Genomic DNA, 21,061 nt, shown 5'->3' on the forward strand with positions numbered 1-21,061 from the left:
AAGGAGAAAAATATAACAATGGAAAACCTATCAAATTTAGCCAATGCACTTGATTACTCGGACATTATTCACCTTGAGTTTTACGTGCAGGAGCAGCTTGCAAAGGGGAAAGAAATATGTGATTTGATCATTGGAGATTTTGACACGCAACAATTTCCGATGCCCGACTACCTTACCGCACAGATCCAGCAAGCTTACGAGAATAAGCAAAATGATTATCCCCCGCTTGAGGGGGTGTTATCACTTCGCGATGAGGTAGCAAAACAAACTAAAAAGCGCTTTAACGTCAGCTACAATCCAGATACGGAGATGCTGATCTCTGGCGGTGCAAGGCCTTTGCTGTATTCTGCGATGCTCGCCACAGTGAGCGCAGAAGACAAGGTGATCTACCCTGTGCCTTCTTGGAATAACATGTTTTACACCACCATGTGTGGTGGCAAGCACGTGCCAATTGAAACCAGCGAAGCAAATCAGTTTTTACCTACAGCGGAACAGATCCAAGCGCATATATCTGACGCGCGCCTTATCACCTTATGCTCACCGCAAAACCCTAACGGCTCCATGTTTTCAAAGCAACAGCTCAGTGAAATCTGCAATATGGCTGTGGCAGAAAACGCGCGCCGCAGAGCGATAAACGCCAAACCGCTCTACGTTATCTACGACCAAGTGTACTGGATGCTGACAATGCAAGAGGTTGAGCATTATCATCCGGCGTCGCTTTGCCCTGATATCAAGCCTTACTTAATTGTGGTTGATGCCGGCACCAAAGCTTTTGCCGCAACAGGCATTCGAGTTGGGTGGGCGACAGGCCCACACGAAGTGATAGCAAAAATGCAGGTGATCCAAGAACATATAGGTGCAATGGCTCCGACGGCAGAGCAACTTGCCACCGCGGTGTTATTTCAAAATGAAGCCTATCTACAAAGTTATTTAGCCGGCTTTAAAGAAAAAATACTAGCCTCAATGGCGGTACTGCATCAGGGTGTTCAAGATATGAAAGGCGCAGGCATGGCAATCGATTCATTTATACCAAACGCCGGCATTTATATGACCTTGAAGATCGACGCCATCAATATGGAAACGCCCGATGGAAACGTGCTCGAAAATGCAGATCAAGTCAGTCGGTATTTAATTGATAGCGCAGGGTTAGCACTGGTGCCATTCGCCAGTTTCGGCTGTCGCTCTAAAGCGTCACAACTGTGGTATCGCGCTGCCGTTTGTACTATTTCGCCGAGTGAAATTGAAGCGGCGCTGCCAAGATTACAAAGTGCACTGCTCGCACTTACCCAGTCAAAACTATTACTTGAGGCTTAGCGCTATTCTTTACAAAAAAAGCCAGTCTTCATAATTGAAGACTGGCTTTTTTACGTTTAATTGTTCTAGCCCTCGGCTACTTTAAACTATTTTGGCAAAGCCCATCTAAGATTGGACAGTTTGCATTTTCGTCACCGCTACAGTTATCCGACAACTGCTTTAAGGTTTCACGCATCTGTTGTAGTTCATTGATTTTATGTTCAATCTCATTCAAGTGATGCTGCGCTATCGATTTGACTTCACGACTAGTGCGGTCTGGGTTTTGTAACAAATCGAGTAAAGACTGGATCTGCGCAATAGGAAACCCCAGTTTTCGTGCTTGTTTTATCACACCTAGCAATTGTAATTGTTGCGAGTCGTACAGCCGGTAACCCGCTTCACTTCGTTTGCTGCACTTTAGTAGCCCGCTTGCTTCATAATGGCGGATCATCTTTGCAGAGAGTCCAGTACGCTGCGCGGCTTCGCCGATTGTGATCAGTTTTTCCATGACGTTTACTCCTTTGGTTGCCAACGTTGCAATAACAACGCATTGCTAATGACTAGTAAACTACTGGCCGCCATCGCCGCACCTGCAAAAATAGGGTTAAGGTAACCCAGTGCTGCCAATGGAATGCCAATGACATTAAAGATAAATGCCCAAAATAGATTTTGCTTGATTTTGCGATAGGTTAATTTTGCCATCGCTAAAGCAGATGCCACTAAGCTTGGCTCGCCACGCATCAGCGTCATTGCCGACGCGCTTACCGCCACTTCCGTACCGGTAGCCATTGCGATACCCAGATCAGCCTGTGCAAGCGCAGGGGCGTCATTTATCCCATCGCCTACCATTGCTACACAGTAACCTTGCTGTTGGGCATTAGCAATATACTCAGCTTTGTGCTCTGGCAGTACTTGCGCCTTATAATCGTCCAGTTCCAGCAATTTAGCATTGTACTGTGCACTACTTTGGCTGTCTCCGGTCAACATTGCAACTTTAATTCCCTGCTGCTTAAGCTGTTTGACCGCCGTAAAGGCATGAGCTTTAAGCTCGTCAGTAAAGTAGAATAGCGCCAAAAACTCGCAGCTCAGTTCACTATTTTGGCTCACTAACCAAGATAAAGAAGCGCCCGGTATTTCTTCTGGTAGCGCAGACAAGGTTAAGCCTAACTCCTGCATCCAAAAACCGCTCCCCAAATAGACTGTTTTATCTTGGTATTGTGCCTTGACGCCTCTACCCGCAACCACTTTAAAGTCGCTTACAGGAAGTAACGACAATTGCTTTTCTTGTGCTTTATTGACCACAGCCTTGGCAAGCGGATGTTCACTATATTGCTGTAACGATGCTGCAAGCTGTAATACATCATCTTGATGATACGTAAAGGTGTGCATATTGCTAAGCTCTGGTTTGCCCACCGTAAGCGTGCCCGTTTTATCAAAAATGACCATATTGATGGCGGTTGCTTGCTCCAATGCACCAGCATCTTTTACTAAGATCCCATAGCGCGCGGCAGTGCCAGTACCTGCCATAATCGCGGCAGGTGTTGCTAAACCAAGCGCACACGGGCAAGCAATAACGAGAACAGCCACCGCATTAAGAATACCAGTTGGCCAATCTCCAGTGCTGAGCCCCCATGCAAAAAACGTAAAGAGCGCAATCACCAATACCGCTGGTACAAATACCGCACTCACTTTATCCACCAACGCTTGTACTGGTGCTTTCGCGCCTTGTGCTTGTTCTACCAAACGAATAATTTTGGCCAAAGTTGATTCCGCGCCAACACTGGTTGCATCCACTTCAAGCACGCCATCAAGATTCACCGAACCACCAGTAACTTTATCTGTTTGTGCTTTATAAACAGGCACGCTTTCACCGCTAATAAGCGCTTCATCTACCTGTGAGTGACCCTCAACTACAACGCCGTCAACCGGTATACGCTCACCAGGTTTGATCAGTAGTCGTTCGCCGCTTTTTACTGCCGCAGCTGGGACTTCTTGCCAACTGTTATCACGCCAGACCATAGCCGATGTTGGCCTTAAGCTTTCAAGCGCTTTAAGAGCGCTGGTTGTACGCCGCTTGGCTCGGTGTTCAAGATACTTACCCAACAGTACCAAACTCAACACGGCACTGCTGCTTTCAAAGTATAAATGTGGAGCGCCATGCTCACCGCTGAATGTCCACCACAAATAAAGCGACAGGCCATACGCTGCACTGGTGCCGATGGCCACCAGTAAATCCATATTCCCCGTCCCCGCTTTTATTGCTCCCCATCCGGCACGATAAAAGCGCGCACCAAAATAAAACTGAACAGGCGTGGCCAGTGCCCATTGCATCCACGCCGGGAGCATCCAGTTTTGGTTAAACAGCATGGCAAACATGGGTAACACCATAGGTAGAGTGAGCGTCAGTGACGCCACTGCTGGGAACCAATCGGCGCGATAAAAGGGAGTTGCTGCCACTTGTTCGTTTGACTCATCCGAGTCTGCTTGTGGCTGTACCACAGTGTAACCAGCATCATTGAGCTTGGCTTCTATTTCAGCGAACGGTAACTCTGCCACTAAAGTTAAGGTTAGCTTTTCGGTCGCTAAATTGACCTCAGCCTTAATTACCTGAGGTAATGCTTGCGCCGCCTTTTCAACTCGGCTCACACAAGACGCGCAAGTCATGCCTTTAACTTGATATTGCACTTCACTGGTATTGATCTTATAGCCGGCATCTTTTACCGCATTCACCAACGCCGACACTTCCGCACTGCCCTCTACCGTCACAGCTTCCAATGCTAAGTTAACACTGGCGCTGACAACGCCAGACACTTTCTCTAAGGCTTTCTCAACTCGGCCAACGCACGAGGCGCATGTCATGCCCGAAACATTAAATTTTATTACCTTGTCCATTTCTATCTCCGCAAACGCGTTCATTCTCATTGTTGGACACTAACCCTTACCCTCATGGTAAGGTCAAACAAAATTGTTCATTCATCTAACAGAAGAAAAAGGAGTTTTCATAGTTAAATAGTAGTTGACCTTACCATCAAGGGAAGCTTCACAGTGCAAACTCTTTAATTCACAAAGGAAATAATGATGTTAAGACTAAGAGTAGAAAAAATGGTCTGTGGTCACTGTGTAAAAGCAATCACAGAAGCGATGCAGGCGGCTGATAGCCAAGCGCAAGTGAATGTCCGCCTAGATGATAAAATCGTTGAAATTTCAAGCACCAAAGGAGAAGGCGACGTTATCGCTATTATTCGTAATGCAGGCTATAGCGCAGAACTCATCAACGAAAGCTTTGCCTAACTCCCAGAAGTTATCAATCCAAGTCGACCCAAACCACTTTGCCCTAGTAAGGTGGTTTATCCACTCACTTCCACCTTCATTGCCTCTCGCACTTGTTTTATACAGCTCACGTTAATAAACGCTCACAATAATTCACACTTTGACAAAGCGCAGACAATGCGGAACAATTACGCCGTTTGTATTAGATAAAATCAATACAACTGCGACTAAAGGAATAATTTAAGGACAACACAATGAGCTTTATCGGCGCCGGTGCAGGCAACGAAGCCCAGAGCGTGCAATACAATGTCGACGCGCAAACTGCCAAATTACGAACCTCAGGTTCTGCTTCTTGGCGACACAACAATCCAGCCTTACTGCCATTAAATATTAGTGCAAAGCGAAATCAAGCGCTTGGACAAGCCTATCGTATTGCAATATTTCCCGACCGTGCTGCGGGAGAGCAAGCCTTTTTAGAAGAAATCGAAAGAGCCAAATACGGCGATTTTACCTTAGGCCAAATGGTCAATGCGTTTATTCCTGACTACATCATCGACCCACCACAATGGGATGAACAAAACCAAACGGCTGTTCTACCGCATCTTGAGCCAATAACGGGAATGGATGTTAACCTGCCAATTAGCGACCCACAAGCATTTTTAGACTTGGTAACCCTTAAACTGGGTTGGCAAGTAGGAACTGAGAGTGATGTTGCCAGAGATTTTGAAGCCGAAGCCAGACAAGCGTCTATCGTGTCAAACGCGAACGTTCTCATTAACGGTAGAACCGCTGTGCATAGCGGCAGCGGCGGTGTGTTAAGCACAGTAGACGTTTGTTTGACTAAGATAGGCAAAGTGGTTGTGCCTATTCCTTATGGCAACATCGCCCGCTCATCAGACGCCGCAAGCGTTGCCAGCTCCGTAAAAATTCAAGGTAACGGTGCGGCCAATATCAAGTCTAACTTTTCAAAAAGTACGGGAGATCAACCCGGTAATAAAAAAGGTATCGCTAGTCGAACATTGGGTAAAAAAGCGGAGTTTCTGCAAGGCAGCTTTGATGTTTACATCGAGGGAAAACCGGCGGTTAGACAAGGAGATTTAATGGTATCTAATAATAAAAATACGCCCCCCGCACCATTGAACCAGCCCGGTGGTGCGACTCCTGCAGGCCTTGATGTTGTGCTTGGCGCAGAGCCACTAAGCCAAGCCGGTACGAATAAGATCAATATAAAAGTGTCGGGCAGTAGTAAACCTAGCGATGAAGAGGTGAAGATAGGATGAGCCACACTTTACCAACCAAAACCAATGCTAACGGTAATTTTAGAGAACTTGTTTTTGAGGGCTATGCAAGCGACAAAGAAGTGGTGTCTTTGATGCTCAAAGACACCTCGGTTGATGGCACAAAAGAAGGCTATTATAAGGTCCCCCTTTACACTTCAAACACGGTAGACCAACAAAGCAGCGATGCCGACATTGAGCTGGTGCACATTTATCCATTTTTATACGACACGCCAGAGCAGCAACTACAATCGGCCTCTCCGGTAACCAGTGGATTTATCTATATTTATGTCGATGGCTTTTTATGGCGTGAACTACAAGTTATCGAACCTGAAGACTTTGACGCTCCGGCGCTATTCTCAGATGTGAATTTGTATTGGCAAAAAGGTTTTTTAAGTTGGAAAAAGTCGGCCAATAAACCTAACTCACGACCGCAAGGCACGCGTGCAGCAACCTGTAAGCCAACCAGCAGCATTCTCGTCCCGCATAAACTAAATGGCAACGAAGTAAGCGTAGAAATCGCATGGTCTGAAGTGCAGTGGTCATGGGAGCAGATCTTGTTGTTTGGCGGGTTTAATGAACAGGATCCGCGCTTAAATACCGGCACACCACTCGCTGACGAAGAAAGACATTGCCCCGCCCCAGGAGATGCAGCAGCGCTCAGAGCACAGCGCATGACTAAGCTGGATAACTTAGGGCAATTTGCCACAGGCTATAACGACCAAGGCAAAGTAGTTAACACCCCGACACTTCATCAAAAACTGCACCTTCCAGAGCGCGATAAAATCGCCCAAGTGCCGATTTTTGACGGGATCCATATGGCTCGATATTTCATGTCACAAATTCAAGATCTCACCACGGATATTCAGCACTTACTCAATAAATTATCAGGGTTAGATAGTGCAACCGGTGAAATTGATCTGCAACAACAAGCTAAATATGAGCTCGCCAGCTTTATGGTACAGGTTTTTTACCATCAAGCCGATTCGATTTTAGATAAAGACATTGAAATTCAAAGCAGTGGAGAGAAGCTTGTAGAGTCAGATGAAGACGCGGTCGATTTTGCCAATAAATTAAAAGACTGGCGCACTTCTCATTTAGAGGAAGATAAATTCTTTAAGTTTTTGGAAGAAAAGGCCTTCCAAAAACTTGCTCGCCGCATTGCAGAAATCTCTGACGAACTAGTCGAGTTCTTAAACCAAGAATCTCTTAGTGCAGGTTTTACTGAATGCTTCAAAGACTATGCCTACCAATCAGATCTGAGGTTCTTTGAAGCATACGACTTGGTCACCGATGTATTTCTCGCGTTAAAGCCTCACCCAGCCGCACCGCTTGCACACCTTAATACAGACAAAGAGTTTTGGCATGAGTTAAGTTCAGGCTATCAGGGGCAAGATTTTATCCTGCAATGTCTGGGTCAACACCCAACAAAACCAGCTAAGCAAATCACCCAATTTTTGTTTCCAAAGCCCACAGGCGACAAACTACACGACTACGAAAAAGCGGAATATGATCGCTTTGCATTGCCTTTAACTAGCGCCAAAATACAAAAGATCCATGATCAAGAAGCCGTTTTGCCACAAGAAGAGAGTGAGCAAATGGGGCGCCGCCTCTCCCAAGTGATTATGGGTTTAGCAGGCAGTTTATTCGAAATTCCAGAGGCCGCTTATAACCTCTCTACACATCCGGGGACGCTTGGGGAACAAAAGGCCCAAACTCGTGAGGCAATGGATGCAACACAACATGAGATAGCGCAGTCAGAACAAGCCCTTATCAACGCTGAAAGAGAAAAAGCAAAAGCATTTAAAGAGTTACAAGAAAAGCGTGCTGAATATGAGTATAAGAAGAGTGTGCTTGAAAACTTAACAGAGCAAGAACGTGGAATGAGCAAAGCGCAGCTTGATCAACAATTAGAGCTGGAGCGTGCGCGTCTACGAGAGTTAGAGGCTAAATTTGCTAAAGCAAAAGTTGCCGTCAGTCGCTCTAGAAAACAGGTCAACTCTTTTGTGAAGGTAAATAATGCTTGGAAGAAGTATCCGTTTGCAAAGCTCATTGATGCAAAAGCGGATGTGTTGCAACCTTTGATGCGCTTGGTCGATATCTCAGCACCGGGGTACTTAGTTGAAGTAGAAATGAGAGTGCAGGATTACCTCAACGGGAATTTTCCTGAAGGGTATATGCCACTTGATCCTCAGTCTCGAAAATTGGCTGCAGAGAAGCAAATTAAAGAACTCAACCAAATTATTCGCGGCAGTAATAAACGCAAAATAGACGTTGGATATAGAGGCTCTAAGCTCAAACTATCGTTAGAAGACGTACTAAATTTAAACAAACGACTTGAATTTCTAACCCAGTCTCTCAATCAAGCGGAAACCATCACAACGATAGAAAGTAAAAACAAAACCATTGCATATTTGATAAAAATTACGGGTGCTGATGTCTCAGCCAAGTCAGCAGAATCAACAGCCCAAGCAATATATGATACGGCTGTAGAAGAGGCAAAACAGTATGCAACAGAGTTAGATAATCAACATGCAACACTTAAAAAGTTATCTGATAGGCTCGCAAACTTACAAAAATGGCAAAATGCGGCTGTTACGGAGTCTGTATCTGGGCAGTCATTAAAGGGAGGAATGGCGGGTATACTCGGTATTGTATATATCTTTGAAGTCGCTAACTTTCGACAAGCCTTTTTGAATTGGGATATTAGTGGAGATAGAAAACTTGTTGACTTCATGGGTAGTATTGCTGATCTAGCAGCGATTCATTTCTCTACTCTCTCAATGGTCACAGAGATGAAAGTTGGGTTACCTAGCCTGCGCCAATATCAAGAATTTCAACAGTACAAAATGGCGAAAGGAAATCTCAGCGCCGTTCGTAAGTTTGGTCCTGAGTTTGCAAAAAAAGCAAACATCATTACATGGACAGCTAGATTAAACCTCCTAGCATCTGCATATAGTGCCGGGTTGTCAGGCTTTGATGCCTATTACGCGTTTAAGCGCGGAGATTCTGGTGCCGCTGCAGGCCTTAGTATTGCAACTGCAGGCTTTGTCGCGCTAGCAGTTGAAACCGCGCCAACCATACTTGCCACGATTACCAGAGGCGTTATTTTAAACCCCATGAGTAAACTGGGCTATGTAGGACTCATTCTGGTAGTACTTGGATACGGTATTTATTATCTATTACGCGATGAACCACTAGAAGCTTGGATTAAAGCGTGCCCTTGGGGCAGTGACGCATATGGTGGTGGCGAGCGTGATTGGTTTGGTGACAACCCCTATTACTGCTGGAAGACAAACCCTGAATATGCACTTCATAGTCTCTATGATCAGTTATTTTCTCCAAAAATATTTAGTGACGTATCTGTTGTACAATTACACACTCCCTCTCGGATATATGACAAGGTAACGTCCAAAGGCAAGTTCCAAGTTGCAAAGTTTAATGTGCAAATTCCAGGTCATATTCCAGAATCAGAGCTTGGTTACTTAGACATTCAGCTAGACATTCGCCCACTATTAGCTGGAAAACCTTGGAGCTCGTTAATTGCTGTTGCACCCACGGGACAAGCTCAAACAACATTGGATTACTTTTGGAAAAATACCAATATCATCGTTAATCCTAGTTTAACGGGTTTAATTATTGAATTTGAAGAAAGTGCACTTTATCCCTATTTTGATAAATTCAATCATTCTAAAATTCAAATCAGAATGCGGTGTCGAAAATATCCTAGAGGCAAAGGAGCAACAATATACTCAGGTTCATCTCAAGAGTTAAGGTTACCTGCGTCAGAAAGAGACGAAGAAGGAAAGGTAGAAAAGCCAGATCTTTGGGCTGAGCAAGTCATTAACGTCGAAATCGAAGATTATGGCATGAGCCCTGCGGGCGTGTTGCAGCGAATCCTAAATTAACTAAAGGCTACCCATGAGAGACAAGTTAAAATCTAATCAATCAGCTCTTGCTTTTATAGCAATTTTGGTAAAAAAAATTGTTGAAAAGGTGATGGAAACTGAGGGTAAAAAGGAGACGCAAACGTTAACTCCTCAAGCGCCTGTAGATAAGGTAGTGCATGATCGGCCAATAGAAGAAACACCGCTGCTAAAAATAGAGGACTCGATACCACGAGACTTTAAAATTAGTAAAGGCATGCAAAAAGTGGCTGTAAATAGTAAAGCAGACTTTGTCTTGCAAGATAATAACGTGCTCTCATCGAACCAACGTATCGCATTAGGCGGAGCTGAATTTGCGCGAGCTGGGAAACTTGCGAATGTCGTTTTTGCTTATATGGCCTCAATATTTGCGCTTGTTTGTCTCCCCGTATACCTGAAAGAGTCTGAGCCTCATATCCTTTACCTTATGATTGGGTTAGTGGTGTTTGCAAGCTTCGTTTTTTATCGAGTTCATAGAATTAAACACCATACATCTGAAGTGCTACGGGTCGACTTCTTCCGAAATACAGGCCTTGTCACTTTTCCCATTGGCAATAACGAAGGAAGCTTCTCGTTAACACTTGATGAAGTTGAACTATATATTGTAAAGGTCTCATCGGGTAAAGGTGTGAGGCATAACCTAGCGTTTTTAGCCCCACTGCGATACCCAAAAACACTTAAGCGCCAGACACTTTATTCAACCGATTGGGAGCCAAAGGATATGGACAGCAGCGTGCAGCTGTGGAGTGAAATACACCGTTTTATGGATACCACTCAGCCCATACCAAGTTCGTTTTATAGAGGTTGGCAAGAAACGATAGAAAGCCCCTATCTTGACCACGAAGACCATATTCAAATATTAGGTGAAGATTTAGTAAAGCAAGCCCCCTTTTATGACCTAAAAAATAACCGTCCGTTAGATAAAGTGTTTTGGTAGCAATAACATAATGAAAGCACGCCATAAGGAAGTCAGCCCTACCCATAACCGCACTCGGAAAAAAGTGGTGGCCTTACTCGCTTTAGGTCTGCAAAAAATAGTAAGTAAGGTAATGGAAACCGAGGTAGCGCCCAAAGCACCTAAAGAGATAAAAGAGCATACAGAGGACAATTTACCACCGATTGATTTTGGTCGACCGGTGGAAGAGACTCCTCTACTACCAATAGCAGACTCAGTACCAAGACGTAAAAAAGTAAAGGGAGGATTTGAACGAGTGCCTATACAGTTAAACAGCCGCTTCTTACTCGCGCAAAATAACCTAATGGCCTCCAGCAGAGATATAAAATTGATGAGTGTTGACCTTGATCGTATTGATAAGTTAGCTAACGCATTCTTTGCCTATATGGCAACAATATGTGCATTTATCACCTTATATTTTTATCTTGCTACCAGAGAAGTCGTTTACATCAAGGTCATTGCTGTATTGCTGAGTATCGCCATCCCGATCTTCATTCATGTTGGCTACGTAAAACGCACTTCAGCTGAAGTACTCCGTGTTGATTTCTTTCGCCATAGTGGCCTTGTTACCTTTCCCGTTGGTAACAATGTTAGTACCTTTTCGTTAGCGTTAGATGAGGTTGATTTGTATATCGGTAAAGTTTCCGCAGGTCGAGGGGTGCAGTTTAACATGGCCTATTTGGTACCAAAGCGCTACCCCAAACACCTTCGCCATCAACCTATGTACCCTGTCGACTGGGAGCCAAGAGACTTAGAAGATAGCATGGAGCTGTGGAGTGAAATCCATCGTTTTATGGATAACACTCAACCTATACCTGCATCCTTTTACAAAGGCTGGCAAGAGGTAATCGAAAGCAGTGACTTTACGGAGCAAGATAAAATAATCATATTAGGTGAAGATTTAGTAAAACAAGCCCCCTTTTATGACCTAAAAAATAACCGTCCGTTAGACAAAGTGATTTGGTGATACTCGAATTAATCTCTATAACAAGGAGCTTTTATGACAATAAAAAAGTTAATTAAGAAATGCGTTGAGCATATTCTAGATGAAGGAACGCCCACTCGTGCAATCAGTGATGTGAGTGTGCAAAATCAACAACCCAAATATGGTCAAGCTTATCAACAACAGCCGCAACAAGTAATACGGAATGGTCAGCAAGTTACGATAACAAGATCTCAAGTTTCAACAAAGCGAGAGCCCAACCCAGTCGCTGAATTTTTGATTAAAGCCATTGTTATTTTGATAGGCACCTTTGCAGTTGGTGCTTTATGTTTCGATGCATATTATTTAAATAAACGAGGCGACAATGCAGCTGTCGGCTTAATGATGGCAGCCGTTGGTGTGATGTATGGGTATCACTTTATTATGGCAAAGCTTGGCGATTACACTCAGCTTGTAAAGACATCCCGTTTTGTAGGATGGGGCTTAAATATAGCAGGTACGTTTTATAGCCTATTTATCTTTGCTGATTTACTGTCCGACTTTCGCGGGCACTCAGAGGATCAAGTAGCCCTTATCATGGCTTTCATCAATATCATTTTTATAGGACTTTTGTTCTTTCTAATGCAAAAGATAAAGCAACCCACAAAGCAAATTGATTAAACTCCTTGAAGTAGTAAGCCACCGCTAAAATAGGTGGCTTACTATTTTGAGCCTGTGCGCATTCAGGAAACCTAATTTACTGACTCTTTTGCATTAACTTTAAATAGTTGTTGTAAATATGGCTTACTTGCATGGTTGATTTACCTGAACTTATACCATGGCAGCTGAAACAGTTAGCTGGTTTAATTTGTGGCTCGCTGCCAGTGACATCGCTGAAAGTTTGGGTATAAGTTTCCATAGTGATATTGGCAACCGCTAATGAGCCGCGTAACGCCTCGTTGGCTCCCTTACCCACGATATTGCCACTAATGCCATTTGCAAAATCGTAATCTTGCGTGCTCAGCCAGATTGATCCGGCGTAAAAGTAGTTACTCCAAACTGGATTCTTTTGTTCCAGTTTTACATTCACTAAGCTATTTAGTTCAGTAATATTATTGAAGTTAGTTTCATCTTGAGTTTGTTGTGTCTGACTCCCCACCAGCTCAGGGTTATTACCCGCTATATATGGATTGCCGTTTGGCACGCCGTATTGATATAAACGAAACGTGTTGGTCGTAGTTTCAGAAGCTGGATACGTTAAATGTGCATTTTGCACTTCTGTTCCGCCCCGATAAAATAGCAGCTCATGACTGTTACTCACTACTTTATCTTGCTGTAAGTAAGCCGTGCTTTTCTTAAACTTCCCCTCAGAGCTGTAGTAATCTGGTGCACTCAATTTATGTTCGAACGTCGCCCAAATAAACTCTGGGTGATTTTCAACCACACCGACAACATGCATACCAACGAGCGCCACTTCTCCCGTACCGCTATATTTATTGTCTTTTTGGTAAACCGCTTCACGAATATAAAAATGCTCAGCTAAATCAAGCTTTGGATAGACTTGTTGCAGCGCTTTTACATCCATCCAAGCAACCTTTAACTCAACCGACCCCACAGCAAATTCAGCTTTGCTATCTGCTTTAGGGTGAGAGGTTGCTGACTTCATATAAGTATCGTTAACGTGGATCGAATAATGTACGGGCGTCCCGCCAAACTTGCTGTAAATAACGCCATCTGATCCTGCTTGGTTTATATCTTCCAGGATCAACACATTTGCAGGGCGAAGTCCGGTTGGATTTAATAAATCATTCCAAGGGGCAAAATAAGGTTTTAGCGCATTATCAACCTGCCAAAACCCAGAACCAAACATCAACAAGCCACCAGGAGCACGCTTGTCAGGCTGCGTTAAATAGAGAAACTTATTCCACGACCACTGATGAAAATCGCAGTTTGTCGAGAGATCTTTACCACCTTTAAATGCAAACGGACTATTTGCACCTTCAGGAGGGTTTGGCACAGGGCTGCCAAACCAATCGTTATTCGGTTTACAAGAAGTATCGTTCGAGTAAGCAAGCGCACTTGGCGCAGCCAGTGTACTTGTAGCAAGCAATAATGACATTCCAAGTAGTTGGAGTTTAGTGCGTGTAATTGATGACGGTAGCATGATGCTTTCCTTAAGATGTAAAACTCCTGTTAAATCTAGTTCATCAAAACGGAAGTTATCAATTACATAGCATTACATTTAATCTGTATTTCACCCTTTTTAAATGCTTAAAACCGCATGTTTATCACCTGCTGATTCCTCACTTACTACGATGAGCAAAACTAAAGCTTTGCTCTGGCACCAGCTGACCGCTTAAATCGTTTAGCGTTGAGTAAAACGACACATTTAGCATGTCTTTTTGGTTGTCTAATTCGATATGCGCAAAGCCCCAAGTAAAAGCTTTATTCCAGACTAGGTCGTACTCTGGGTAACGCTTTTCTTGATAGTTAGCAAGCGGTGTATGCGTGCCGCGCATTTTTGATGCGGCGCCACTGATAACAAGTGGTAACTTAGGCTTTGTGTTTCCAGGGAGTACACGTGAGCAGTCGTCCGTTAACAGTTCCAAATCATGCTCATGGCCTGCGATATATGCATCTGCGTACTCACACAGTTCGGGTAAGATTAGACGGCGTAATACATGTGCTTCATCGTACTTGGTGCCACCAATAGACCAAAGTACATGGTGTCCATATACAATTTTCCATTTTGCGGTTGAGTTTTTAAGCCCATTTGCAAGCCAAGCCAATTGCCTGTGATCTTCCCCATTGACAGGTTGCTCGTGTTTTTCAATGTCTTCAACTTCGGCTTGACCACTCGCCAGTGCGCTTGCCAATCCCTGTTCACTACCGTCCGGTTTTAGTGGAATTTCGTAATAATGCTGGCCAGAGAGTAGCATATTGGTATCGAGCACAAAAAATTCTACGTCATTGCCTTTTTCACCAAAGGTGTAGCTGTAATAACCTTTGCCATCCATATGAAAATTAGCTTGCTTAGCCATCCACTCGGTCTGTAATTTCACGCCGCGACGAGACGTCTTCCAATCGTGGTTGCCTAATGCTGAATACACAACCAACTCTGGGTTTTGAATAAGTAGCGGCTTTAGCGGTCCTAAAATCAAGTCATCCATACGCTTTTGGTCGTCTTTACCATCGTTAGCCGCCGCACCATCAGGATAGATATTATCACCAAGCTGAATAGCAAAGTCGCATGGCTTTTTCTCACACAAAGAGGCCATTGCCTGTCCAACCACCAACGCACCGGTTTCCTCCGTTGCGGTTTCGGTTCCCGGATAAACATAGATAGGCGCATGATTAAATTCTTCGAGCGGGCGATGCTCTTCTAACCAATCCGCCTTTTCAGCAGCAATAAACTCGGCCTTATTTTTAGGCGATTTAATGTGCTTTGTTTTTGGATAATCTGGGTGATAGCCGCCATCACCAAAGGCCAGAAAGTTAATATTTTCTGCGGCTTGTGCTGCACCACTAAGCGCGAATAGTAAAGCTATTGATGTTATTTTCATTGTTACCGACACAGTGTTACCACTGCATCCTCCTGCATATAAATAAGGGGGTGTCCTGTTAATACCCTAAGGTGGGTGTCCTGCTAATACTGCTAATACCCTAGCTCGATTCGGTGGGTGCTTTTACAAGCTTTTACAAAAGCTTTTACAAGGACACCCACTTTTACTTCTCTCTTAGAAGGACGTTACCGTTACTCCAAGCTCAAATGAACGGCCATAGGTTTCGTATTGGTAGTTGTAACGAGTGTCGCCTTGATAAATGCTCATCGGCTCGTCGGTTAAATTGATCGCGTTGAAATAAAGTTGAGTTTGCTCGGTATAAAAGTACTTCATGCTGAAATCGAGTTGCAGATGGTCGTCTTGGAAAACGCGCTGCTTGTTCTCTTCAAACAAAAAGCTTTTGCTCTTGTACGACGCACTTAACCTTGCGCTTATTTGGCTATTTTCATAACCAAACATCAGATTGCCCACGGTGTCGGATTGGTTTGGTAGATTGTCATCAGCGTCAATAAATGTACCATTGACTGAGAGCATCAAACCATTTTGAAAGTTCTTCGTGTACGCAAGTTCTACCCCTGTCAGTTCAGCAGCGCCGCCATTAACACTTTGAATAACTTCTTTATAGCCTTGCCACTGACCGTTATCTTGCACCTCGGCTTTGGCAATAAAATTATCGATGTTTTTGTGAAAAACGCCTGCAGATAACACGCCAATCGCGCCGGGGTAATATTCTACCGAAAAGTCATAGTTTGTTGACTTGTATGGGTCTAAGTCTGGGTTTCCGACTTCGGCTTTACGCTCAATTTCAATTTCGCCATCATCTTCTGTGGTCTCTGTTTCTATGATTTGAAATGCTGCTGCATCTTCAAAGCTTGGACGCGCAAGAGTTTGTGTATAGGCAAAACGGGTGATCAGCTTGTCGCTGATTTCATAGCGTAATGTTAAGTTTGGTAATAAATGGTCGTAGCTATCTTCAACTTGCCATTGGTTGATCTCGACGCGCTCAACGTCATTCACTTCATCATTAATGAGTTCAACGCGATTACCACTCGTTGCATAATCTGTGTCTTCGTATCTAAAGCCTGCAATAACATTGAGTTTATCAATGTCGACCGTCAGCATGGCGTAGAGCGCGGTGACGGTTTCTTCACTGGTGTATGAGCGACCTTGTGTTTCAATGTCAGTTTCAAGCTGGTTTAGCTCAAGGGCACTGCGATTACTGTAGAAGTAGTCGCGGATCTGGCCGCGACTTAAACCCGGACCAAAGGCCCCAAGCTCATACTCAGGCTCATTGGCGGCAAAGTCTTTCGCCGTTAGATCATCAAAACCGCCATCATATAGTTTGGCGTCAACGCGGTTAAACTTTTCACGGTCGGCATATTTACCACCAAATTTAATTTGCGCATTGTGACCAAGTAAAGTGAAGTCTTTAGTTAAATCCAGTCTAAAGCTGGTATTTTCATCTTCACTGAGGTTGTTCTCCCAGACAATTTCATCGATTTCAAAATTGCTGAGCTTCTTAGAAGCTTCATCCGCTGCAAGCGTTGGCGTCTTACCATCCAGTACATACCCTAGCGCAAAATCTTCTCCAGCAAATGAGGTATCCAAGCGATTTGGCTCGCTTTCATCCGATTTCGAGTAGCCAATGCTGTATTCAATAAACCAATCCTGCACTAAGTTTTCGCCGCCCAAAACCACAGATAAAATGCTTTGCTCTTCATATCTGTCTTTGGTATCTCTATCCATTTCTGCACCTGAGAAATAGGCCGCATTTTGGCTTAGCTCATCGGCAAATAAATCGCCTTTGTCAAACTTGTACTCATTGCGTTGACGAAATTCATCGTCAGAAAACTTGCTGTAGAGCGTGCGTAAGTAGTATTTGTTAAACCCTTTGTGATGCACATCAAGATTCAGTGCCGCCCCTAAACGCTCTCGCGTAATACGATAGTGGCGCTGTTCCATTTCCTCAGCACCAAAGAAGCTCACTTCTTCCCCTGAGTTCACATCGTCCATTTCTAGTTCCATCCAGCCGCCGTCGGTTTCCATATTATGAGAACCAAACTCACGCTCAAACCAAGATACCGCCGTTGCAACCCCAACTTCCAACTCTTTGCCTGCGGCATAAATATCGGTGAAACTAAACGACGCTTTTGGGCTGGTCTCGCTCACCTGTTCATTGTGTGACGCTTGTAACGTCACGCTGTAGCTCTGCCCTTCTCGGTCAAAAGCACTGAGGCTTTTTACTTCGATGCTACCACCCACCGCTGATGCGTCCATATCCGGTGTGACTGTTTTGCTCACCTCTAGGCTTTGCACTAACTCACTTGGGATGACATCCATCGCCACTGAGCGCACGCCCGCTTCAGGAGAAGGCACGTTGGCTCCATTGATAGTCACGTTATTTAGATTTGGGTCGATCCCACGAATTGCCACAAAACGGCCTTCACCTTGATCTCGTTGAATAGAAAGTCCAGGCAGACGTTGCAGTGCTTCTGCTGCGTTTTGATCCGGCAACTGACCGATGGAATCCGCGCTGACGATCGATTTAAGTGACAGAGCATTTTTTTGTCGGTTTAGTGCACCTGCTTGTCCGGCTCTTTGCCCTACAACAATAATATCGTCCATTTGGCCCGATTGAGAACCAAGCTGTACTTGAACATCGGTGACTTGGTTATCAGTAATTGTGATACTTTTAGTCACTGTTTCAGCGCCAAGATAACTTATCTCAAGCGTATAATTACCCGCCGGGAGATTAGTTGCCGTAAAGCGGCCATCTCGCTCAGAGATAAGGGCTCTGTCTAATTCTTTGATCACCACTTTTGCCCCTTGAAAGTGGCTCTTTTGCGATACGGAACTAACTTGCCCTGTTAGGGTGTTAGCATTTGCAACTGAGCTTAACGTCAGTCCAGCACAGATCATCGCAACGGCAGAAAGCGTAAAGCTTGTCGGTAGATTTTTTTTCATTATTTGCTCGCACAGGTTGAGTAGAATTTTAGCGCCCCGCTAAAACGTCGCGGCTACCCTAGTGCGAAAACGTGACGTTTTTATTTCACTTGAGTGCGCTGCAGCCTTTAACAGGGCGTTTATGCCGGCCGAACTCGTGAATTTGAGCCGATATGACCCCCAGCCTTTAGGATTTTGGCAACGATATTTAACCTGAACTCTGAATAACAATCGGTTTGCTAGCTGCTGTTATGCAAAAATGTTGCGGTTTTTGTCATAAAAACATCGCCTTTACTGAGCTAAATTGACCCTATCAGCACCAAGCGCAAATTTTTACTATATCGCTCTACATTTTGACTAGACAACAAACATGAAACTTCAGCCTTTTTTACTTCATCAATCGCGGTGGTTGCTACTAGTGCTACTCACACTGGTTGCCATTACCATCACGGCCTATACCTCAGTACTGCGACCACTGTCGGACGTCAATTGGCTCGATAGCCTTGGTGAAGGTGGCCTCACGCTGATGACATTGATTTGGATTGCGGTGACCTTGCTCACTCGACCAAAAGGGCTCGTTACTAACCTACTGTTTGCAGGGTTGAGTGCCATGTATGTTTCTATGCTGTGGGATTTTTTGGATGAGATGGTGGTATTCACGCCCCATTATTTAACCAGTTTTGAAGCGATCCCAGCTTGCTTTGGCATGGTACTGATGAGTATTTCAGCCTATTACTGGTACAAAGAACAAAGCATATTCAATCAAACCTTAATGAAAAAAGAGCGTTTTTATCGTGACCACAGCATGACCGACTTTGTCACCGGCCTCTACAGCGTAGAGTATATGCAAAATCAAGTTCGCCACGAACAATCTCGCCTTGCCAATGGCAATAGCCCATTTTGCTTAACGCTATTCGATATATGTGATTTTGCCGCTTATTCTCGCCAGCATGGTATGCAAAAAAGTAATCAGTTACTACGCGATATTGCCGATATGCTCTCTTTGAGCATGCGAGAGAGTGATCTGCTATGTCGTTTTGCGGCAGATAAATTTGTGGTCGTTCACCCACAAACCAACCATATTCAAGCCCAAGCTTTTGCCAACCGTGTGGCTGAATTTATCGCTCGCCATGCCAACTATGATGACGGTGAAAACCAGCCGCAATATAGTGCAGTGAGATGGAGCTGTATCGAAGTTAATGACAAACACTGTGAATTTGAACCTCTGATAGCAGCGCTTGTGAACGAGCTGAATCAGACCAAGGTAGCTGCGGCTTAATGTCCTATTTTGAGTGCCAAACAAAACAACTTGCGAGTCGCTATTTTGCACTCCCCTTAGTGGAGTTGGCTTCCCAGCGCGGTGTACATGCAGATGTCATTTTGAAAGGCAGTAAGTTGTTTTATACCGACCTGCACGCTAATCCAACCTGCATTAGTTATGAGCAGTTTGAAACAATAGTAAGCAACCTTGTCAGTCAGGCGAGCTGTCAGGAAGTCAGTTTTATTTACGGCCAATACCTACTTAATACGCTAATCAGCCACCATGCCGAGCTGTTATTTAATTGCCACAACATACAGCAATTGCTCAAAGTACTACTGCTTAAAGGTTTGAATATATTGCCTTTTTACCACGTTAGAAAACTCCAGACAGAAACAAGCTGCCATTTACTGTTTTCACCCGCCATTGCAGAAGGTAAGCCTGCGGTCACGCGATTTTTATGCGAAGCAATGGCAAGCCTTTGTTGTGGCTACCTTAAGTGGCGCAGCCCAGAAACCACATTAACATTGCAGTTTCCGTATACAAAGCCAAAACAAGTCGCGCAATACCTGAGCCATATACACCTAGCTTACAGCTTTGATCACAGTGATTTTGCCGTTGTAATGAGTAACCAAGCTTTGGCTCAGCAACAAATTGGCACTTTTCCTTATTTAGTGGCCCGGCAGTTAAAAGCTTTGCCCTCACCACAGCGTGGATTTCTCGCCCAGCTGCACCGTTTACAATTAAAATATCCTAAATATCATAGTGAGCAAATCGCCGAAATGATGGGCATGAGCGCTGCAACTTTCAAACGTAAACTCAAGCTACATCAGACTACTTTTATTAACGAAAAAGACAGACTGCATCGTCAACAAGCCATGTTTTACGTGACCGAGCAAGGCTATTCCAATGAACAGATTGCAACCGCTTTACAGTTTAGCGACATCACTAATTTTCGCCGTGCATTTAAGCGTTGGACGGGATTAACGCCTTCCTATTTTCGTAAGATTTAACTTTATCCCCCATTTTTTCTTCTACACTGAAATGGATCTTGCGGTTACTAGGTCTTTTATAACGTGACTGCGTTTCGCTTGGCCGAAGCTAAGCACGTTAATAGATAACAAAGAGGATTAAAAACATGAAAGCATTAACGGGCGCTGCAATGGCGATGATGGTAGCGGGTTTAGTGGGTTGTAATAGCACAGAGAACAATTCTACAAGCGCACAAGCTGCGACAGCTGAAACAGATTTAGTGCATTGTTATGATGTCAATGTTTGTGGTGGACATAACGATTGTAAAACCGCGAGTAATGCCTGTTCAGGACAAGCTTCTTGCAAAGGCACAGGCTTTGTTGCCATGCCGAGTAAAGCGTGTAGTGATGTCGGTGGCAATCAAAAAGACGCATGGGTTGGCAGTGTCGCAAAGGCCGACCTTGTGCACTGTCACGATGTCAACGTTTGCGGAGGCCATAACGATTGTAAAACCGCAAGTAATGCTTGTGCGGGACACGCTTCTTGCAAAGGGACTGGATTTGTCAGCATGCCAGCAAAGGCTTGTGCTGATATTGGCGGCAAAGCGAAAAGCTAATAGGCTTTAACCTCGGCGCGTGTTTATCTATCAAGATTATTATTGCAATAGATAAACACGCACTAT

At 44.4% G+C, this 21,061-nt stretch carries 15 protein-coding genes; 10 read left to right on the forward strand and 5 right to left on the reverse strand.

The features are described 5' to 3' along the window. Positions 1–18 precede the first annotated feature (18 nt). The gene (locus JJQ94_RS03020; RefSeq protein ID WP_099031247.1) at positions 19–1,314 is read left to right on the forward strand and encodes a pyridoxal phosphate-dependent aminotransferase; all 1,296 of its coding nucleotides are present in this window, start codon (positions 19–21) and stop codon (positions 1,312–1,314) included. Positions 1,315–1,390: 76 nt separating this feature from the next. On the opposite strand, the gene cueR is transcribed toward JJQ94_RS03020, so the two are convergent. Then, positions 1,391–1,801 (reverse strand): Cu(I)-responsive transcriptional regulator, encoded by a 411-nt coding sequence (gene cueR / locus JJQ94_RS03025; protein WP_010369762.1) that lies wholly within the window; start codon positions 1,799–1,801, stop codon positions 1,391–1,393. A gap of 5 nt (positions 1,802–1,806) precedes the next feature. Continuing rightward, a complete protein-coding gene (locus tag JJQ94_RS03030) occupies positions 1,807–4,185 on the reverse strand; it encodes a heavy metal translocating P-type ATPase (protein WP_099031285.1) in 2,379 nt (792 codons plus the stop codon). A 183-nt stretch (positions 4,186–4,368) separates the two neighbouring features. On the opposite strand from JJQ94_RS03030, the gene JJQ94_RS03035 reads away from it, so the two are divergent. The 6 genes from JJQ94_RS03035 (at position 4,369) to JJQ94_RS03060 (ending at position 12,324) form a co-directional block, all read left to right on the forward strand. After that, positions 4,369–4,584, forward strand: a complete 216-nt coding sequence (locus JJQ94_RS03035; protein ID WP_236596425.1) for a heavy-metal-associated domain-containing protein — start codon at positions 4,369–4,371, stop codon at positions 4,582–4,584. A 233-nt stretch (positions 4,585–4,817) separates the two neighbouring features. Then, positions 4,818–5,843: a DUF4150 domain-containing protein gene (locus JJQ94_RS03040; RefSeq protein WP_099031245.1), complete on the forward strand. Its 1,026-nt coding sequence runs from the start codon at positions 4,818–4,820 to the stop codon at positions 5,841–5,843. Next, positions 5,840–9,748 (forward strand): hypothetical protein, encoded by a 3,909-nt coding sequence (locus JJQ94_RS03045; protein WP_099031244.1) that lies wholly within the window; start codon positions 5,840–5,842, stop codon positions 9,746–9,748. Before JJQ94_RS03040 ends, JJQ94_RS03045 begins: the two co-directional genes overlap by 4 nt. A 13-nt stretch (positions 9,749–9,761) precedes the next feature. Next, positions 9,762–10,703, forward strand: coding sequence for a hypothetical protein (locus JJQ94_RS03050; protein WP_099031243.1), 942 nt, complete (start codon positions 9,762–9,764; stop codon positions 10,701–10,703). A gap of 10 nt (positions 10,704–10,713) precedes the next feature. Next, entirely contained in the window at positions 10,714–11,688 is a 975-nt protein-coding gene (locus JJQ94_RS03055) for a hypothetical protein (RefSeq protein ID WP_099031242.1), read from the forward strand. Between the two features lie 33 nt (positions 11,689–11,721). Continuing rightward, the gene (locus JJQ94_RS03060) at positions 11,722–12,324 is read left to right on the forward strand and encodes a hypothetical protein (RefSeq protein WP_099031241.1); all 603 of its coding nucleotides are present in this window, start codon (positions 11,722–11,724) and stop codon (positions 12,322–12,324) included. A gap of 76 nt (positions 12,325–12,400) precedes the next feature. On the opposite strand, the gene JJQ94_RS03065 is transcribed toward JJQ94_RS03060, so the two are convergent. From JJQ94_RS03065 to JJQ94_RS03075, 3 genes are all read right to left on the reverse strand, one after another. Further along, complete coding sequence (locus JJQ94_RS03065; protein ID WP_099031240.1) at positions 12,401–13,807, reverse strand: hypothetical protein; 1,407 nt, start codon at positions 13,805–13,807, stop codon at positions 12,401–12,403. A 139-nt stretch (positions 13,808–13,946) separates the two neighbouring features. Continuing rightward, positions 13,947–15,206, reverse strand: coding sequence for a metallophosphoesterase (locus JJQ94_RS03070; RefSeq protein ID WP_099031239.1), 1,260 nt, complete (start codon positions 15,204–15,206; stop codon positions 13,947–13,949). A gap of 174 nt (positions 15,207–15,380) precedes the next feature. Continuing rightward, positions 15,381–18,170: a TonB-dependent receptor gene (locus JJQ94_RS03075; RefSeq protein WP_099031238.1), complete on the reverse strand. Its 2,790-nt coding sequence runs from the start codon at positions 18,168–18,170 to the stop codon at positions 15,381–15,383. Between the two features lie 349 nt (positions 18,171–18,519). Here JJQ94_RS03075 and JJQ94_RS03080 point away from each other — a divergent pair, with 349 nt between their 5' ends. The 3 genes from JJQ94_RS03080 (at position 18,520) to bufA2 (ending at position 20,995) form a co-directional block, all read left to right on the forward strand. After that, positions 18,520–19,428, forward strand: coding sequence for a GGDEF domain-containing protein (locus JJQ94_RS03080; protein WP_099031237.1), 909 nt, complete (start codon positions 18,520–18,522; stop codon positions 19,426–19,428). After that, positions 19,428–20,420: a helix-turn-helix domain-containing protein gene (locus JJQ94_RS03085; protein WP_099031236.1), complete on the forward strand. Its 993-nt coding sequence runs from the start codon at positions 19,428–19,430 to the stop codon at positions 20,418–20,420. The genes JJQ94_RS03080 and JJQ94_RS03085 overlap by 1 nt, the downstream gene beginning before the upstream one ends. A gap of 125 nt (positions 20,421–20,545) precedes the next feature. Next, on the forward strand, positions 20,546–20,995 hold the full coding sequence (gene bufA2, locus JJQ94_RS03090) for a BufA2 family periplasmic bufferin-type metallophore (RefSeq protein WP_099031235.1): 450 nt from the start codon (positions 20,546–20,548) through the stop codon (positions 20,993–20,995). Positions 20,996–21,061: the final 66 nt, after the last annotated feature.

The organism is Pseudoalteromonas sp. GCY, assembly GCF_016695175.1.
Classification (GTDB): Bacteria; Pseudomonadota; Gammaproteobacteria; order Enterobacterales; family Alteromonadaceae; genus Pseudoalteromonas.

Bases quoted from the DNA above. Each gene is read 5' to 3' on its own strand.
- JJQ94_RS03070 (WP_099031239.1), bottom strand. From the start codon at position 15,206: ATGAAAATAACATCAATAGCTTTACTATTCGCGCTTAGTGGTGCAGCA.
- cueR (WP_010369762.1), bottom strand. From the start codon at position 1,801: ATGGAAAAACTGATCACAATCGGCGAAGCCGCGCAGCGTACTGGACTC.
- JJQ94_RS03075 (WP_099031238.1), bottom strand. From the start codon at position 18,170: ATGAAAAAAAATCTACCGACAAGCTTTACGCTTTCTGCCGTTGCGATG.
- JJQ94_RS03050 (WP_099031243.1), top strand. From the start codon at position 9,762: ATGAGAGACAAGTTAAAATCTAATCAATCAGCTCTTGCTTTTATAGCA.
- JJQ94_RS03055 (WP_099031242.1), top strand. From the start codon at position 10,714: ATGAAAGCACGCCATAAGGAAGTCAGCCCTACCCATAACCGCACTCGG.
- JJQ94_RS03080 (WP_099031237.1), top strand. From the start codon at position 18,520: ATGAAACTTCAGCCTTTTTTACTTCATCAATCGCGGTGGTTGCTACTA.
- JJQ94_RS03060 (WP_099031241.1), top strand. From the start codon at position 11,722: ATGACAATAAAAAAGTTAATTAAGAAATGCGTTGAGCATATTCTAGAT.
- JJQ94_RS03045 (WP_099031244.1), top strand. From the start codon at position 5,840: ATGAGCCACACTTTACCAACCAAAACCAATGCTAACGGTAATTTTAGA.
- bufA2 (WP_099031235.1), top strand. From the start codon at position 20,546: ATGAAAGCATTAACGGGCGCTGCAATGGCGATGATGGTAGCGGGTTTA.
- JJQ94_RS03035 (WP_236596425.1), top strand. From the start codon at position 4,369: ATGATGTTAAGACTAAGAGTAGAAAAAATGGTCTGTGGTCACTGTGTA.
- JJQ94_RS03040 (WP_099031245.1), top strand. From the start codon at position 4,818: ATGAGCTTTATCGGCGCCGGTGCAGGCAACGAAGCCCAGAGCGTGCAA.
- JJQ94_RS03020 (WP_099031247.1), top strand. From the start codon at position 19: ATGGAAAACCTATCAAATTTAGCCAATGCACTTGATTACTCGGACATT.
- JJQ94_RS03085 (WP_099031236.1), top strand. From the start codon at position 19,428: ATGTCCTATTTTGAGTGCCAAACAAAACAACTTGCGAGTCGCTATTTT.
- JJQ94_RS03065 (WP_099031240.1), bottom strand. From the start codon at position 13,807: ATGCTACCGTCATCAATTACACGCACTAAACTCCAACTACTTGGAATG.
- JJQ94_RS03030 (WP_099031285.1), bottom strand. From the start codon at position 4,185: ATGGACAAGGTAATAAAATTTAATGTTTCGGGCATGACATGCGCCTCG.